The organism is Frateuria hangzhouensis (assembly GCF_026410505.1).
GTDB classification, from domain to species: domain Bacteria; phylum Pseudomonadota; class Gammaproteobacteria; order Xanthomonadales; family Rhodanobacteraceae; genus Frateuria_A; species Frateuria_A hangzhouensis.
In genome coordinates this window covers 37,856-54,314 of record NZ_JAPMIU010000003.1, presented here as the reverse complement: position 1 = coordinate 54,314, position 16,459 = coordinate 37,856, and the positions used below count along the sequence as shown (strand labels likewise).

Genomic DNA, 16,459 nt, shown 5'->3' with positions numbered 1-16,459 from the left:
CCATGCCCGAACTGACCGTCGTCGTTCCCGCCTACAACGAGGCGGCCGTGATCGATGCCTTCCACCTGCGCCTGGGCGACGTGCTCGACACGCTGGCGCTGGACTGCGCCGTGCTCTACGTCGACGACGGCAGCACCGACGGCACCTGGCTGGCGATCGAAGCGCTGCTGGCGCGCGATCCGCGCGTGCGGGCGCTGAAGCTGTCGCGCAACTTCGGCAAGGAGGCGGCGCTCACTGCGGGGCTCGACCATGTCGCCGAGGGCGCGGCCGTGGTGATCGACGCCGATCTGCAGGATCCGCCCGAGCTGATCCCCGAGCTCGTCGCGCAGTGGCGCGCCGGTCACGACGTGGTCTACGCCACGCGCAGCGCGCGCGCCGGCGAGACGCGGCTCAAGCGCCTCAGCGCTGCCGGCTTCTACCGCGCCATGGAGCGCCTCTCCGAGACGCCGCTGCCGCGAGATACCGGGGACTTCCGTCTGCTCTCGCGCCGGGCGCTGGACGCGCTCTCGCGGTTGCGCGAGCGCCAACGCTTCATGAAAGGCCTGTTCGCCTGGATCGGCTATCGCCAGACCGCCGTGCATTACCAGCGCCAGCCACGCGCCGGCGGCCGCAGCAAGTGGAACTACTGGCGCTTGACCCAACTGGCCATCGAAGGCCTCACCTCGTTCTCCACCGCACCGCTGAGGCTGGCCACCTGGGTCGGCCTGGGCTCTTCGCTGCTGGCCTTCGTCTACGGATTATGGGTGCTCACCAAGGCGCTCATCTGGGGCGATCCGGTGCGCGGCTATCCAACCCTGATGCTGGTGATCCTGTTTCTCGGCGGCGTGCAGTTGCTGGCACTGGGCGTGATCGGCGAGTACCTGGGCCGCAACTACGCCGAAAGCAAACGGCGGCCGCTGTACTTCATCGAAGAGGAACGGCTGGGCGCGCGCGAAAGCGCCGTCCTTGACGTGGAACCGACGGGCCCGGGCTAGACTCGCGGGTACCCGGCCGCCGCGGCCGGCTCAGGAGCCAAGGCATGCATCAGGTCAGGCATCTGCTGGAAAACAAGGGCAACGCCGTGTACGCCATCGCGCCCGGGGCGCCCGTGCTGGAGGCGATCCGGAGCATGGCCGAACGCCGTGTCGGCGCACTGGTGGTAATGAACGGCGACGCGCTGGCCGGGATCGTTTCCGAGCGCGACTACGCACGCAAGGTGATCCTGCAGGGCCGCTCGTCCGCACAGACGGCCGTGGCCGACATCATGAGCGGCGATCCGCTCACCATCTCGCCGGAAACCGACGTGTTCGACTGCATGCGCCTGTGCACCGAACGCCGTGTGCGCCACCTGCCGGTGGTCGAAGGCGACCGCGTGGTCGGCGTGATCTCGATCGGCGACCTGGTCAAGGCAGTGATCGACGCGCAGGCCGAGCAGATCGAACAGCTGCAGCGCTACATCACCAGCTGAATCGCTCCGTAGGGTGGGCTTCAGCCCACCGCCATCCACCTCACGCGACCGGTGGGCTGCCACCCTACTAACCTGAAACGCGGTCAGTCCCTGGCCAGATCCGGCGACCGCCCGGCGCGGCGCGCCACCCATGCCGACACGGTGGCGACGCCGGCGCCGATGAAGCCCATGCCGCCCACGCCCACGCCCAGCCAAGCCAGCACGCTCACGCCGCTGGTCACCAGCACGTCGCCGAAACGCCAAACCGCGGTTTCGACGAAGTTCTTGCCCTTGTAGCGGGTCTCGCGCGGCACGCGGGTGTACAGCGCGTCGACCGCCGGCTTGGTCATGCCATAGGCGAACCCGCGCGTGATCACCAGCATCACGGCCAGCAGCGGCACGGCCATGCCCAGCAGACGCAGGTCGCCGGTGCCGAAGATGGCCACCATCAGCAGCAGCGCGATGTTCACCAGCGCCGGCAGCACCAGGCCCCAACCAGCACCGAAACGCACCAGCAGCCAGCGCGTCAGGGTCAGCTGCAGCAGCGCGCCGAGCGCGTTGGTCGCCAGGTCCAGGTCGTTGTAGAACGCGGTGCGCGCCACCCGATCGACGAAATGCGCCTTGGCGTAGTCCGCCATCAGCGCATAAGCCAGCGTACCGATACCGTCGCCCAGCAGCATCAGGATGGCCATGTAGCGAAGGAATGGCCGCGACCACAGTTCGCGCAGGCCGGCCCAGAGCGAGCCACCGGTGCCCTGCGCGGCGCCGCCGTTGCCCGCCTGCTCGTCGCGCGCGGACAGCCGCAGCAACAGCGCCAGCGCAAGTGCCAGCGTCGCGGCCGATACCGCCAGCAGCGGGGCCACGCCCAGCACGTGCACCAGCAGCCGCGTCAGCAACGGGCCCGCGATCGCCCCGGCCATGCCGCCCAGCGCGATCAGCGGGAACACACGGCGCGCCTGCTGGCTGACGAAGATGTCGGCCATGAAGCTCCAGAACAGCGACACCACGAACAGGTTGAACACGCTGACCCAGACGTAGAAGACCACGCCCAGCAGGCGTGCGCCGATCCGTTCCTGCGCCAGAAATGCGGGCACGAAGGCGACCAGGCACACGATGAAGAAGCTGTAGCTCCAGGCCAGCAGCCGCCGCCGCGACACGTGTGCCACCAGCCAGCCAAACAGCGGCGTGAGCAGCAACATCACGCCGAACACCACCGCATAGAACAACGGCAGCGACTGCGAGCCGACCGCGCCGCCGAGCTGGTCGCGCACCGGGCGGATCATGTAATAGCCGGCCATCACGAAAAAAAAGGCCAGCGTGGACAAGGTCAGCCCGGTGCGCTCGTCGGCGCGGGCGTTGTGGCGCAGGCTCACGCGGAGTCCAGCCTCGTGTGGGGCGGCAAAGCCTAGCATGGCGACCCGCCGCTGCGGCCGCGCGCGGTCTGGGCGCCGGCGCCGACACCTCGGCCCGCTGAACGAGGGCAGCCTGGCGCCTGCCTGCTTACGTTGTGGACCCGGCCCAACTGCCCCACAATCGGGGCATCGCGCCTTCCCCGGCGGGTTTTTCCTCCACTTCCACGGCATTGCGCCGGACTCTTCCAGGCATGCAGCTTCGTACGCTTCCCTTGCTGATCGCCGGCCTGCTCGGCGCAGCGACCACCCCGCTCCTGGCCCGCACTCCCACGCCGGCCCCATCCACCGCCACCGCCACCGCCGCACAGTTGCCGCCCGAACGGGTCAAGGCGACCCTGGAGGCGTACAAGCAGTGGCTGAAAAAGCTCGAGCAGCGCAATTCGGTCGCCGGGCTGGCCACAGCGGTCGTGGTCGGCGACAAGGTGGTGTTCGAAGGCACCATCGGCTACGCCAATGCGTCCGACAAGGAGCCAGTCAAGCCGACCACCGTGTTCCGGCTGGCCTCGCTGTCCAAGGCGTTCGCCACCGCGATCACCGCACTGCTGGTGCAGGATGGCAAGTTCGCCTGGGATACGCGGCTGGTCAACGTGCTGCCTTTCTTCAAGCTCAAGAACGTGCCCGACACGCAGCGCGCCACCGTCGCCGACATCCTCGGCCAGCGTCTGGGCCTGCCGCGCAACACCTTCGACAATATGCTCGAGGACGATGTGCCCTACGAAGAGCTGGTGCGCAAGCTCGACGAGGTCGACATGACCTGCGGCGTGGGCGAGTGCTACGGCTACCAGAACGTGGCCTTCAGCCTGATCGGCGACGTGGTCTACGCGATGACCGGCAATTTCTTTTACAAGCTGGTCGACCGCCGCATCTTCCTGCCGCTGGGCATGACCACCGCCAGCTACGGCCGCGCCGGGCTCGAGTCGAGCGAGAGCTGGGCGCGCCCGCACCGCCGCACGCGGCGCGGCTGGGTGGCGTTCGAGCCGAAGGTCAACTACTACCGCGTGGCGCCGGCTGCCGGGGTCAACGCCAGCCTGCGCGACATGGAAAAATGGCTGATCGCCCAGATGGGAGGTCGGCCCGACGTGCTCGCTTCCTCGACGCTGGATGTCCTGCACACGCCCGGCGTACGCACCTCGGGGGAGCTGCACTCCTCGCCTTGGCGCAGGGGGCGCCTGACCGCGGCGCACTATGCGCTGGGCTGGCGCGTGTACACCTACGGCGGCGAGACGCTGATCTATCACGCCGGCGCGGTGGAGGGTTACCGCACGATGATCGGCTTCTTCCCCAAGTACCACACCGGCGTGGTGACCATGTGGAATGCCGGCGTGCCCACGCCATCGGGCCTGATGCCGATGGTGTTCGACGGCCTGTTGGGCTTGCCGCATGTCGATTGGGCGGGGCTGGAGAAAAACGTCCCCGACCACCCGCGCAAGAAGGCGCGCCCGCGTCGCCACCGCCACTGAGGCGATCGGCCTGCCGAGGTGTCGCGGTTGCGCCGAGGTCTGCGTAACGTCGTGGCCCGAGGCATTGGATGGCCCCCCGCGCCGGAGCGGGATCGGTCGTCACGGCGCCATTTCCGCCAGCTCACGAAGCGGCAAAAAAAAGCGGCGCCAGGGGCGCCGCTTTTTTCCTCGAGAATCCGGCCCTACAGCCGGAACTCGATCTTCTTCTGCAGATTCGCTTCCACAGCGCGACCGTTGCGCGTGGCCGGCTTGTACTTCCAGCGTTCCACCGCATCGATCGCCTCACGGTCGAACACGTGGCGCGGCTGCGCATCGACCACCTGGGCGCCCGTCACGTTACCCTCGACGTCCACCGTATAACCGACCACCACCCAGCCCTGCGTGCGCGTCCGCCGCGCCTTGGTGGGGAAGCGCGGCTGCACGTACTTGGTCATGACCGGATCGGTGCTCACCACTTGCCGCACGACCGGCTTGGCCGGCTCGGTGCTGGCCGGCGTATCGGTCGCGGCAACCTGCGCCGGCGGTTCCTGATTCGCCTGCTGCGTCTTCTGCGCAGCCGCGAGTTTCTCGGCCGCGGCCTTGTCGGCCGCCGCCTTCTCCGCGGCCAGCTGCTGCTGGCGCTGCTGTTCGAGCGCAAGCTGCTGTTCCTTGTCCAGCAGCTTGCGCTGCGCGTCGAGCTTGGAACGCAGAATGGTCAGCGTATAGTTGGCCGGGTCGGCCTTCGCCAGCAGGTCGATCTCGCGCTGCGCCTCGCTGAAGTCGCGGGCGTTGATCGCCTGCTCGGCGCCGCTGGCGGCGAACGGGAATGTTTCGCGCAACGCGTCGGTGGCCACCGTATTGCCGGGTTGCTTCTCCAGTGCCTTGAGGTAGAACTCGAAGGCATTGTTGCCGGCCGGGGCCAGCACGCGATGGTCGTTCATCGCCTTGCGGGCTTCGGCCAGCAACTGGGTCAAGTCCATCGCCTCCACGTTCGCCGGCGGCGCCACGGCGATCTTGCTGGTCGACACCGGTGTGGACGGGTGCCCACCCGCGTCCTGCATGACCAGTTCCTGATGCGGCTGCAGGATCAGGAACCAACTGGCGGCAGCAAGCAGGACGAAGATGGCGATAACGGCGAGCAGAGTGGGCCGGATGGCCCCGCGCGCGTGCGCACGCATAGAACTGGAACGGGTATCCATGGACGTTCACCGATTGACATGAGATACCCGCGCTTTTTCCCCCTGTAGGAGCGGCCGTCCCCCTGGACGTGCGCGGCGCGAGTAGGCACAAGTTACCCGCATTGTGCCGTTGCGGCAAATCAGGCGAACGCGCTACGGCGGGCCGCCTTTTGCGAGGCCTGAAACGAAGCGTCCCGGCCGAGGCCGGGACGAATCGCTCTTCGAAGTACCCTCCCTGCGCTGGGCACCGCAGGGAGAGAAAGTCGATACGGCTTGTTGGTCTTGTCGAACTTACTTCTTGGCCTTGGCCGGCTTGGCAGCCTTGGCGGGCTTGGCAGCCTTGGCGGTCTTGGTGGCCTTGACCACCTTGGCCGGCGCGGCCTTCTTTGCAGCAGCCTTCTTCGGAGCCGCCTTCTTGGCGACGGCGACCTTCTTCACGGCAGCCTTCTTGGCGGCGGCCGGCTTCTTGGCGGCAACCTTCTTGGCAGCAGCCTTCCTGGCGGCCGGCTTTTTGACGGCGGCCTTCTTGGCAACCGGCTTCTTGGCAACCGGCTTCTTCGCGGTGGCCTTCTTCACAGCAGTTTTCTTGGCGGGCGCCTTCTTGGCGGCCGGTTTCTTTGCAGCGGTTTTCTTGGCAGTGGCCATAGTTCGTCTCAGCTCCTCATCAGTTGGCAGTGGTTGCCCAGTAAAAGCGTGCAGGAACGCCTCCACCAGCAGATCGCTGTTGGTGGCGTGCCGAAGATTGTTTACCTGACGGCGAGTGCGCTCGTCGGAAAGCAGACGAAGGACATGCAACGGAATCGACACGGTGATCTTGCGCACCGCGCCGGCCTTCTCGCCGTGACCGACATAAGGCGTGATGTATTTCGATGCCGCCATGTGTACCTGTTCCCCTCGATCTGAAGCGAAAGCTATTCCTGAAGATTTCAACTGTCAATTGATTTCGACCAGAAAATTCAACCGGTCGAAGACCCCTCCGGCGCCCCGTAAAGCGCCGCACGGCAAGGCTTCGCGGACCAACCGGCGCATTTTCAAATAGACATATAAACGTCTAATCGGAAGATGCACTGATAATCGCCACCGCCCCGCAAAACGTTGCCACGCAACGCTTTGCGGCATATCCACCACCTCCATCGCGCGCGCGTTCCGCACGCAACCGGTTGGCGCGCGCATCACTTCAGGAGAGATGGAAATGGCCCGTATTCGAATGAACGGGAGTCGACCAGCGGGGCCGCCGACCGTCCGCGCCCGCCGTCGCCGGCACCCCGCAATGGTCTGTCAGGGTCGCCGCGAGGATGTGCGAAAACGTCGTGTGCCACCGCGGCGGCACACGACAAAGCAACCGTCAGTGGTCCTCGTTCTCGATCTGTTCGGCGTAGGCGTCGGCGTCGAGCAGCTCATCGAGCTCGCCACGATCGGAGATGCGCACGGCGAAGATCCAACCGTCGCCGAAGGCATCCTCGTTGATCGTCTCGGGCTTGTCGTTGAGCACCTCGTTGACCTCGACGATCTCGCCGGAGACCGGCGAATAGATGTCCGAGGCGGCCTTCACCGATTCGACCACCGCTGTGCCGGTACCGGCCTGCACGCTGGCGCCGATCTCCGGCAGCTCCACGTAGACCAGGTCACCGAGCTGGCCCTGCGCGTGGTCGGAAATGCCCACGCGCACCAGGCCGTTGTCTTCGACACGGGCCCACTCGTGGGATTTGAGGAACTTCAGATCGCCGGGAATCTCGCTCATGGTCGGGTCCAGTCGTCGTTCGTGGAATGAAGCGGCGATTCTAGCCGCTCGGGGGAAAGTCTACGGGATGGATGGCGTGAATCAGATGCCTTCGCGTGGTTTGCCGTCGCGCACGAACGGATACTTGACCACGCGGACCGGCACTTCGCGGCCACGGATGTCCACCCGCACGTCGCCCGGCTCGCCGGCCGGGATGCGCGCGAACGCCACCGCCTTGTCCAGCGTGGGGGCAAAGCTGCCCGACAGGATCTCGCCCTCGCCGTTGGCGGTAAGCACCTTCTGGCCGTGGCGCAGCACACCCTTCTCGTCCAGCACCAGGCCGACCATCAGGCGCGGCACGCCGGTGGCCTTCTGCGTCTCCAGCGCCTTGCGGCCGATGAAGTCCCGGCCCTCGTCCAGCGCGATGGTCCAGGCCAGATTGGCCTCCCACGGCGAGACGCCTTCGTCCATATCCTGGCCGTACAGGTTCATGCCCGCTTCCAACCGCAGCGTGTCGCGCGCACCCAGGCCGGCCGGCTTGACGCCCGCACCGGCCAGTGCCTGCCACAGCGCGACGGCGTGTTCGGTCGGCACGATGATCTCGAAGCCGTCCTCGCCGGTGTAGCCGGTGCGTGCAATGAACAGCGGCATGCCGTGCGGGCCTTGCGCGGCGGCGGCGGCGAAGCGGCCAAGCTTCTCGATACGCGCGCGATCGACCTCATGCAGCAGGCCGACCACCTTCGCGCGGGCGTTCGGGCCCTGCACGGCGATCATCGCGAAGTCGGGACGCTCCTTCACTTCCACGCCGAAGGAGCCGGCCTGCTGTTCGATCCAGGCGAGGTCCTTGGCACGCGTGGCGGCATTGACCACCAGGCGGAAGTGCGCCTCGTCGAAGAAGTACACGATCAGGTCGTCGATCACTCCGCCCTGCTCGTTCAACATGCACGAGTACAGCGCCTTGCCCTGCATCTTGAGCTTGTCGACGTTGTTGGCCAGCAGGTGGCGCAGGAACTCGCGCGTGCGCTCGCCGTGCAGGTCCACGACGGTCATGTGCGAGACGTCGAACATGCCGGCGTCGCGGCGCACCGCGTGATGCTCCTCGATCTGCGAGCCGTAGTTGATCGGCATGTCCCAGCCGCCGAAGTCGACCATGCGGGCGCCCGACGCGCGATGGGTATCGTTGAGTACGGTCTTCTCGGTCATCGCACGGGCACCTTGGGGAAAGCCACGATTATCGCTGGCGCCCGGATGCAAGCCAAGCTGCATGCAACCCTCCGCAGGAGTGCAATTGTGCGCGACCGCCAGGTCTCAAGGTTGAGCACCGGCGCGCTCGTGCAGGATCCGACGGAAGGTAAGGTTGATCCGCGGCAGCCGTAGCTGCCGCGCGCGCGGCAGGGCGTGCTGGTAGAGGCGCTGGGTTGCGTTGGCCATGCGCAGCAGGCTGCCGTGCGACAGCTCCAGCTCCAGCGTGGCCGGTCCACGCGCCGCCTTCGACCGGAATACGAAGCGACGCGGTGCGCCGAGGCTGAGCGAAGCGATCACCGGCGCCGGCCCGAGCTCCGGTTCGTCGTCGCTGTGCCAGCCCATGGCATCGCTTCCGTCACGATAAAGATTCGCCAGCACGCTGTTGAACGTGCTGCCGCAAGCCTGTTCCAGGCGCGGGCGCAGCGCGGTCAGCGCAGAGGGCCAGGGATGCGGTTCGAAGCGCGTGCGCGAGTAGACGTAGCTGGCGCCCGAGTCGCCGATCCAGCAACTGAGCCGCGGCGAAGCAACCTCACGGCCGAACAGGCGGATGACGTGGGTTTCCCAGCGCACCGCCTCGAGCAAATGCGCGAGCAGCGCGTCCGCCTCGTCGGTCGGCAGCCAGGTCGGCCAGATCGCGGCGTCCGCTCCGGGCAGGTCGAGCGGCTGCCAGCCCACCGGATCAGGCAATCGACGGATAGGTCGGTTCCGTATCCAGCGACGAGGCGCAGACCGCCGCCAGTTCGAGCAGGCGAAGGTCCGAGCCGCGTGCACCGACAAACTGCAGGCCGATCGGCCGGCCATCGGACAACGCGCCCATGGGAATGCTCACCGCCGGACAACCGGCCAGGCTGGCGAAACTGGTCAGGTCGGCGGCCGAGTCCGGCGCCGGGCCGTCCAGCGGGAACGCTCCCTGCGGCGTGGTCGGCAGCACCAGCACGTCGATCTGCGCGAACAGGCGACGCATTTTCAACGTAGCCGCATCCAGCACGCGGTCGGCGATGGCGTAGTCGGCCGCGCTTTTGTGCGCGGCGTAGTCGAGCATCCCGCGCAGGCGCGGCGACACCGGTCGCGCGGCGTCGGCCAGGTCGGCCGCGAAGGTGCCGAGCATTTCGGCCTCCATGAGAAGGAGTCCCGCGCGACGCGTGCGTGCGAAGTTCCAGTCGGAGAAATCCACCGTGCGCCGCTCGCCCAGCTCGCGCGGCAGCCGCGCCAGCGCCGCGTCGAACACCTCGATCACTTCCGGCTCCACGCCCACCGCCGCCAGATCCGGCAGCAGGCCTGCGCGCAGATTGCCCGGCTCCCAGTCGGGCGGCGAGAAGGCCACGCGACGGCGGCGCGAGCGCGCGTCGTCGGCGTCGTAGCCGGCCAGCACCTGCAGCAGCACGGTCAGGTCGTTGGCGCTGCGCGCCAGCAGGCCCACGGCGTCGAGGCGACGCGCAGCCGGCAACATGCCGCGGGTGGAAATTTCGCCGTGCGTCGGCTTGAGCGCGTAGAGGCCGCAATAGCTCGCCGGAATGCGGATGGAACCGAGGCTGTCCGAGCCCACCGCCGCCGCCGCGAGCCCCGCCGCCACCGCTGCGGCCGCGCCGCCGGAGGACCCGCCCGCGCTGCAACCATGCCGGTATGGGTTGTGCGTGGGACCGCTGTGCGGGTTGTCGGTGGCCGCGCCCAGCGCCGCCTCATCCATGTTGGTCTTGCCCACCAGCATCGCTCCCGAGGCGCGCAGGCGCGCGACCACATGGGAGTCCTCCTGCACCGGCTGGTCGCGCCCGGGCAGACCGGCGCGGGTGGGCCAGCCGGCCATGTCGAAGTTGTCCTTCAGTGCGATCGGAATGCCATCGAGCCGTCCGAGCACACCGTCGCGGCGGCGATGGGTGGCAGTGCGTGCCTGCTCCTGCAACAACCCCGGGCGCAGGTCGACGTAGGCATTGAGTTCCGGGTTGATCCGCTCGATCGCCCCCTGGTAGGCGTCGGCCAACGCCTGCGGTTGCACGCGGCCCACCGCCAGCCAGTGCAGCAGCTGGCACACGCTGGCGCGGCGCAGGTCGATGTCGGCGATCGGAGCGGGTGAATTCATGCCTCATCCTTTGCGTTCGATCCCCGATTATCGCCACGGCCGGCGAAGGGATTGCAAGCAGTCGTTAGTGAAGAGCCCGGTTTGCCGCGGGCCACCTGAAGCCGGACAATGTCCGTCTACGTCCAATCTACGACCCTGCTGGAGCCCACCATGACCGAACGCGAAACGATGGAATACGACGTGGTCGTGGTTGGTGCCGGCCCGGCCGGGCTGTCGTTCGCGATCCGCCTGAAACAGTTGCAGCCGGAAACCACCGTCTGCGTGATCGAGAAGGCTTCCACCGTTGGCGCACAGATCCTCTCCGGCGCGGTGATCGAGCCAGCCCCGCTGGACGCCCTGCTACCCGGCTGGCGCGACAACCCGCCACCGATCTGCGTGCCGGCCGGCGAGGACGAGTTCTGGCTGCTGAGCAAGACCGGCGGGCGCAAGCTGCCGGTACCGCCGGGGATGAACAACCACGGCAATTTCATCGTCTCTCTGGGCGCCATGTGCGCGTGGCTGGCGCCGCAGGCCGAAGCGCTGGGCGTGGATGTGTTTCCCGGCTTCGCCGCCGCGGACAACATCTATAACGAGGACGGCTCGGTCGCCGGCGTGCGCATCGGCGACATGGGCGTAGCCAGGGACGGCACGCACAAGAGCGGCTACACCCAGGGCATCGACATCAAGGCGAAGGTCACTGTGCTGGCCGAGGGTGCGCGCGGCAGCCTGACCAAGCAGCTGATCAAGCGCTTCGGCCTGGACAGGGACGCCGATCCGCAGGGCTATTCGATCGGCATCAAGGAGCTGTGGCAGGTGCCCGCCGGTCGCGTCACCCCCGGCAAGATCGTGCACAGCTTCGGCTGGCCGGCCGACACCAGCACCTACGGCGGCAGTTTCCTCTATCACCTGGATGGCGATCGCATCGCGCTGGGCTACGTCAGCGGCCTGGACTACCGCGACCCGCAATACAAGCCGTGGGAGGCCTTCCAGCAGTGGAAGAACCATCCGCACGTCAAACCCCTGCTCGAGGGCGGCAACATTCTTTCGGCCGGCGCGCGGGCCATCGTCACCGGCGGCTACCAGTCGCTGCCGAAGGTCGAGATGCCCGGCGCGATCCTGATCGGCGACACCGCCGGCCTGCTCAACGTGCCCAAGATCAAGGGCACCCACCAGGCGATCCGCAGCGGCATGCTCGCCGCCGAGCACCTGGCCGCCAACGGCCTGCAGGCGGCCGGCTTCGATGCCGCCCTGCGCGCCTCGCCGGCCATGGCCGAGTTGAAGCAGGTGCGCAACATCAAGCCCGGTTTCAAGAAGGGCCTGTGGGTCGGCATGGCCAATGCCGCCTGGGAAACCCTCACCCGCGGCGCATCGCCGTGGACGCTGAAGAACAAGCCCGACTGGTGCTCGCTGGAAAAGATCGGCGAATACGAGGCCCCCAAGCGCGATTACGTCACGCGCGAATTGCCGCCGCGCGACCGCCTGGCCGGCGTCTACTTCGCCGCCACCGAGCACGACGAAGACCAGCCGGTCCACCTGCACGTGGCCGACACCAACATCTGCATCGAGCGCTGCAGCATCGAATACGACAACCCCTGCACCCGCTTCTGCCCCGCCAGCGTCTACGAGATCGTGGAGGATGCCATGCCCGACGGAAGCCGCGGCAAGCGCCTGCAGATCAACGCCGCCAACTGCGTGCACTGCAAGACCTGCGACATCAAGGACCCGTACGAGATCATCACGTGGGTCACGCCCGAGGGTGGGTCGGGTCCGAATTACCAGAACCTGTAAGTCGCGAAGGCAAGCTTTCTGATCGGCAACCTGTCATGGCGCGTCAAGCGCCTCACCTATCAACTGCAGCGCATCCGCGCCAGCATCGCGCTGCGCGGCTGGCGCGGCACGATGGCGCGCGTCCGCCAGGAGTTCACCGCGCTGCCGGAGTTCGCGGACGAACTCGACCTGTTGCCGCTGGACCTGCCCTTCGCTCCATTCACCCTGCCGCGCGCGGATGCCCCGTGCGTGTCCATCGTGATCCCGGTGCACGGCAAGCTCGCCCATACCCTCGCCTGCCTGCGCTCGCTGGCACGGCACGGCGCACGTGCCGACTTCGAGGTCATCGTCGTCGACGACGCCTCGCCGGACGACACCGCCACGGTGCTGGCGCAGGTCGGCGGTCTGCGCCTGCTTTGCAATGAACGCAACCTCGGCTTCGTCGACAGCTGCAACGCCGGTGCCGCGGTAGCGACCGGCGAGTTCCTCTTGTTCCTCAACAACGACACACAGGTGACCCAGGGTTGGCTCGACGCGCTGCTGGCCTGTTTCGCCGAGCGGCCCGACTGCGGCATCGCGGGACCGCGGCTGGTCTATCCTGACGGGCGCCTGCAGGAGGCCGGTGGACTGGTCTTTGCCGACGGCAGTTGCTGGAATACCGGCCGCTTCGAAGCGCGCAACGCATTCGCCTACCAGTATCGCCGCCGCACCGACTACGTCACCGGCGCGGCGATGCTGCTGCGTCGTGAGGTGTTCCATCGCGTCGGCGGCTTCGACATCCGCTATCGGCCGGCCTACTACGAGGACACCGACCTCGCTTTCGCGGTCCGCCAGCTCGGCCTGAGCGTCTACTACGAGCCCTCCAGCACCGTCATCCACTGCGAGGGCATCACTTCCGGCACGGATCCCCGCAGCGGGGCCAAGCGACACCAGGCGACCAACCAGGCGAAGTTTGCCGACAAGTGGGCGTCGCAACTGGCCGCCCAGCCGCCGCCGGGCACGCCGCTGGAACGCGCCATCCGCTGGCATGCGCGTGGCCGCGTGCTGGTGGTGGACGCCACGATGCCCGATCCGGCGCGGGATTCCGGCTCGCTTCGGCTCTGCGGCATCCTTCGCCTGCTGGATGCCCATGGTTGGAGCACGTGCTTCTTCCCGGACGACCGCCGCGCGGGCAGCGCGGAGGCGATCACGCTCGGCGGGCTCGGCTGTGAAGTGCTGGCCGGCCCGCAGGCCGATGAGCTTCCGCAGTGGCTCGCCCGGCATGGCCGGCAGTTGCACGCGGTCGTGCTCTGCCGCCACACGGTCGCCGGCCAGTACGCTCGCCTGGTCCGCCTGCACGCACCCCAGGCGCGGCTGGTGTTCGATACAGTGGACTTGCACTTCCTGCGGGAACGACGGGCGGCAGAGCTGGCGGGCAATCCCGCGCTTTCCCGGCAGGCCGAGGCCTCGCGGCGCAGCGAGCTTGCGCTTATCGAGCAGAGCGACGTGACCCTGGTGGTCAGCGCTCACGAACAGGCCTTGCTGGCCGGGATGGTGCCGAGCGCGCGCGTGGAACTGCTTTCCAATATCCATGAGTTACACGCCAGCGTCCCGCCGCACGACGAGCGCAGGGACCTGGTGTTCATTGGCGGTTGGCAGCATCCGCCGAACGCCGACGCGATCCGCTGGATCGCCGGCGCGATCCTCCCGCGGCTGCGCGAGGCCTTGCCGGGCATCCGCGTGCACGTGCTGGGCGACGTGCCCGAAAACACCCGGACGGAGCTGGCCCGGCCCGGCCTGGAGATCCATGGCCGCGTCCCGCAGTTGGAACCATGGCTGGATGGTTGCCTGGCCTCGCTCGCTCCCTTGCGTTTCGGTGCCGGAGTCAAAGGCAAGATCAACATGGCGATGAGCCATGGCCTGCCCGTGGTCGCCACAACCATCGCGGTGGAGGGCATGCAGCTGACCGACGATGTCGACGTGCTGGTGGCGAACGACGCGGACGCGTATGCCGATGCGGTGCTGCGCCTGGCAAGGGACGCGCCGCTTTGGCAGCGCCTGTCCGGGCATGGCCTGGAAAACGTAAGAAGGCACTTCTCCGCCGACGCCGCCGCCGCCACGCTCGAGCGCATTCTGGGTTGACGCTGATGCCCTCCTCCTCCTTCGCCAGACGTTGCCTGTTCCGGCTCTTGCGCACCGGCTTCCGCGTACTGCCGCTGCCCGCGCTCACGCGCGACCGGTTGCGCCAACGTTTCCTGGACCGTTACGCGCAACTGTTGCCGGCCGGGCCGCGGGGGCAGACGCCCGAGCCCGGGCAGGCCGAACGCCGGGCTCGCCGGCATGCCGCCGGGCGCGCCATCGGTTTCGTCGATCGACGTGTCGGGCCCTTGCCGGCACCCCTGCCGGCAACCCTGGTTGCCTTCTATCTGCCGCAGTTCCACCCCATTGCGCAGAACGACGCGTGGTGGGGCGAGGGTTTCACCGAATGGACCAACGTGACGCGCGCCTTGCCGCAGTTCGAAGGCCATGCACAACCGCGTCTTCCGGGCGCGCTGGGTTTCTACGATCTGCGTCTGCCGGAAGTGATGCGGCGCCAGATGCAATTGGCTCGCGAGTACGGCATCGGTGCCTTCTGCAGCTATTTCTACTGGTTCGGCGGCGAGCGCCTGCTCGAACGTCCGCTGCAACAGTGGCTGGAGAACCCTTCGCTGGACCTGCCCCTATGCCTGTGCTGGGCCAATGAGAATTGGTCACGGCGCTGGGACGGGCGCGCCGAGGACCTGCTCATCGGACAGCGACACAGCCCCGAGGACGATCTCGCCTTCATCGCCTACGTCGCACGCTACCTGCGCGATCCACGCTATCTGCGCGTGGAGGGCAAGCCATTGCTGCTCGTCTATCGCCCCGGCCTGCTGCCCGACCCGAAGGCCACCGCGGCGCGCTGGCGCCGCTGGTGCCACGACAACGGCATCGGCGAGATCCAACTGGCTTACGTGCAGAGCTTCGACCGGGTCGATCCACGCGAGATCGGCTTCGACGCCGCCGTCGGATTTCCTCCCAACAACACCGCGCCCGAACCGATCACCGCGCGCCAGCACCTGCTCAATCCGGCGTTCGAAGGCGAGGTCTTCGACTGGCGCGACCTGGCACGCAAGGCGATGGCGCAACCGGATCCGCCTTATCCGCGCTACCCCGGCGTCAATCCCGCCTGGGACAACGAACCGCGGCGCAGCGGCCGGGGCCGGGTGTTCGCACATGCCTCGCCCCGCGGCTACCGCGACTGGCTGCGCCACGCGATCGCCACCGCCCGGCGCCGCCAGCCGCAACAGCCGCTGGTGTTCATCAACGCCTGGAACGAATGGGCCGAGGGGGCCGTGCTCGAACCGGACGCCCGCCTGGGCCACGCCTGGCTGCAGGCCACCCGCGACGCCTTGCACAAGCCCGCGGCACCGGCGCCGGCCACCCGCCCCTGCGCGGTCATCCACGCCTGGTACGTCGAGGTACTGGACGACCTGGCCGCAGCACTGCGCAGCAGCAGGATCGACTGGCGCCTCGTGGTGACCACTTCGCACGAGCGCGCCGACGCCGTGCGCGAGCGCCTGGCAACGCTGGGCCTCGAGGCCGAGCTCGAGGTGTTCGAGAACCGCGGTCGCGACATCCTGCCGTTCCTGCACGTCGCCAACCGCCTGCTCGACGAAGGCACCGACGTGATCCTGAAGCTGCACACCAAGCGCTCCACGCATCGCCCGGATGGCGAGCAATGGCGGCATGAGCTGCTGGACCGCCTGTTGGCGCCGTCGCGTACGGCGTGCATCCTGGAGGCTTACCGCAGCCAACCGACGATGGGCATCGTCTATCCGGAGGGCCATCGCCAGGAAGTCGCCGGTTTCTGGGGCGCCAACCAGGCCAACGTGATCTCGCTGGCTACCCGCATCGGCATCGGCCTTGACGCTGACAAGCCGGGAACCTTCGTCGCGGGGACGATGTTCTGGATCCGCGCCGAAGCCCTGCGTCCCCTGCTGGATGCCCATCTCACCATCGATGCGTTCGACGCCGAGGCAGGCCAGGTCGATGGCACCCTGGCCCACGCCATCGAACGACTGTTCGTGCGGGTGGCCGAATCCGCCGGTTTCACGAGCGCCAGCGCCGCCACCATCTGCGGCATGGAGGAGCCTCCCGCGACACCGTATCCGTACGCGCGGCGCAGTCATTGATCGCCACGGCACCGGCCTTTGCA

At 67.8% G+C, this 16,459-nt stretch carries 13 protein-coding genes; 6 read left to right on the top strand and 7 right to left on the bottom strand.

Annotation, left to right across the window (positions count from 1 at the left end; genetic code table 11):
* Window positions 1-2: 2 nt before the first annotated feature.
* Both OSC30_RS03955 and OSC30_RS03950 read left to right on the top strand, forming a co-directional pair.
* A complete protein-coding gene (locus OSC30_RS03955) occupies window positions 3-974 on the top strand; it encodes a glycosyltransferase family 2 protein (RefSeq protein ID WP_267170536.1) in 972 nt (323 codons plus the stop codon).
* 44 nt (window positions 975-1,018) lie between these two features.
* Window positions 1,019-1,447, top strand: a complete 429-nt coding sequence (locus OSC30_RS03950) for a CBS domain-containing protein (RefSeq protein ID WP_267170535.1) — start codon at window positions 1,019-1,021, stop codon at window positions 1,445-1,447.
* An 83-nt stretch (window positions 1,448-1,530) separates the two neighbouring features.
* Here the strand turns inward: OSC30_RS03950 and OSC30_RS03945 are convergent, their stop codons facing one another.
* Window positions 1,531-2,799 carry an NTP/NDP exchange transporter gene (locus tag OSC30_RS03945; RefSeq protein WP_267170534.1) on the bottom strand — a complete coding sequence of 423 codons (1,269 nt, stop codon included), beginning with the start codon at window positions 2,797-2,799 and terminating at the stop codon, window positions 1,531-1,533.
* A 230-nt stretch (window positions 2,800-3,029) separates the two neighbouring features.
* Between OSC30_RS03945 and OSC30_RS03940 the strand changes: the two genes are divergently transcribed.
* Window positions 3,030-4,298 (top strand): serine hydrolase domain-containing protein, encoded by a 1,269-nt coding sequence (locus OSC30_RS03940; protein ID WP_267170533.1) that lies wholly within the window; start codon window positions 3,030-3,032, stop codon window positions 4,296-4,298.
* Window positions 4,299-4,480: 182 nt separating this feature from the next.
* Here OSC30_RS03940 and OSC30_RS03935 read toward each other — a convergent pair whose 3' ends face one another.
* The 6 genes from OSC30_RS03935 to OSC30_RS03910 form a co-directional block, all read right to left on the bottom strand.
* The gene (locus OSC30_RS03935) at window positions 4,481-5,476 is read right to left on the bottom strand and encodes an energy transducer TonB (RefSeq protein ID WP_267170532.1); all 996 of its coding nucleotides are present in this window, start codon (window positions 5,474-5,476) and stop codon (window positions 4,481-4,483) included.
* A 270-nt stretch (window positions 5,477-5,746) separates the two neighbouring features.
* Complete coding sequence (gene metJ, locus OSC30_RS03930) at window positions 5,747-6,334, bottom strand: met regulon transcriptional regulator MetJ (RefSeq protein ID WP_267170531.1); 588 nt, start codon at window positions 6,332-6,334, stop codon at window positions 5,747-5,749.
* 466 nt (window positions 6,335-6,800) lie between these two features.
* Window positions 6,801-7,196 carry a glycine cleavage system protein GcvH gene (gcvH, locus tag OSC30_RS03925; RefSeq protein WP_267170530.1) on the bottom strand — a complete coding sequence of 132 codons (396 nt, stop codon included), beginning with the start codon at window positions 7,194-7,196 and terminating at the stop codon, window positions 6,801-6,803.
* Window positions 7,197-7,277: 81 nt separating this feature from the next.
* Window positions 7,278-8,378 carry a glycine cleavage system aminomethyltransferase GcvT gene (gene gcvT / locus OSC30_RS03920; RefSeq protein WP_267170529.1) on the bottom strand — a complete coding sequence of 367 codons (1,101 nt, stop codon included), beginning with the start codon at window positions 8,376-8,378 and terminating at the stop codon, window positions 7,278-7,280.
* Between the two features lie 105 nt (window positions 8,379-8,483).
* On the bottom strand, window positions 8,484-9,107 hold the full coding sequence (locus OSC30_RS03915) for an alpha-ketoglutarate-dependent dioxygenase AlkB family protein (RefSeq protein WP_267170528.1): 624 nt from the start codon (window positions 9,105-9,107) through the stop codon (window positions 8,484-8,486).
* Window positions 9,100-10,497, bottom strand: coding sequence for an amidase (locus tag OSC30_RS03910; RefSeq protein ID WP_267170527.1), 1,398 nt, complete (start codon window positions 10,495-10,497; stop codon window positions 9,100-9,102). The genes OSC30_RS03915 and OSC30_RS03910 overlap by 8 nt, the downstream gene beginning before the upstream one ends.
* 150 nt (window positions 10,498-10,647) lie before the next feature.
* On the opposite strand from OSC30_RS03910, the gene OSC30_RS03905 reads away from it, so the two are divergent.
* The 3 genes from OSC30_RS03905 to OSC30_RS03895 all read left to right on the top strand — a co-directional run bounded on the left by OSC30_RS03905 (window position 10,648) and on the right by OSC30_RS03895 (window position 16,436).
* Window positions 10,648-12,264 carry an electron transfer flavoprotein-ubiquinone oxidoreductase gene (locus OSC30_RS03905; protein ID WP_267170526.1) on the top strand — a complete coding sequence of 539 codons (1,617 nt, stop codon included), beginning with the start codon at window positions 10,648-10,650 and terminating at the stop codon, window positions 12,262-12,264.
* 111 nt (window positions 12,265-12,375) lie between these two features.
* Entirely contained in the window at window positions 12,376-14,364 is a 1,989-nt protein-coding gene (locus tag OSC30_RS03900) for a glycosyltransferase (protein ID WP_267170525.1), read from the top strand.
* 5 nt (window positions 14,365-14,369) lie between these two features.
* Window positions 14,370-16,436: a glycoside hydrolase family 99-like domain-containing protein gene (locus OSC30_RS03895; RefSeq protein WP_267170524.1), complete on the top strand. Its 2,067-nt coding sequence runs from the start codon at window positions 14,370-14,372 to the stop codon at window positions 16,434-16,436.
* Window positions 16,437-16,459 lie beyond the last annotated feature (23 nt).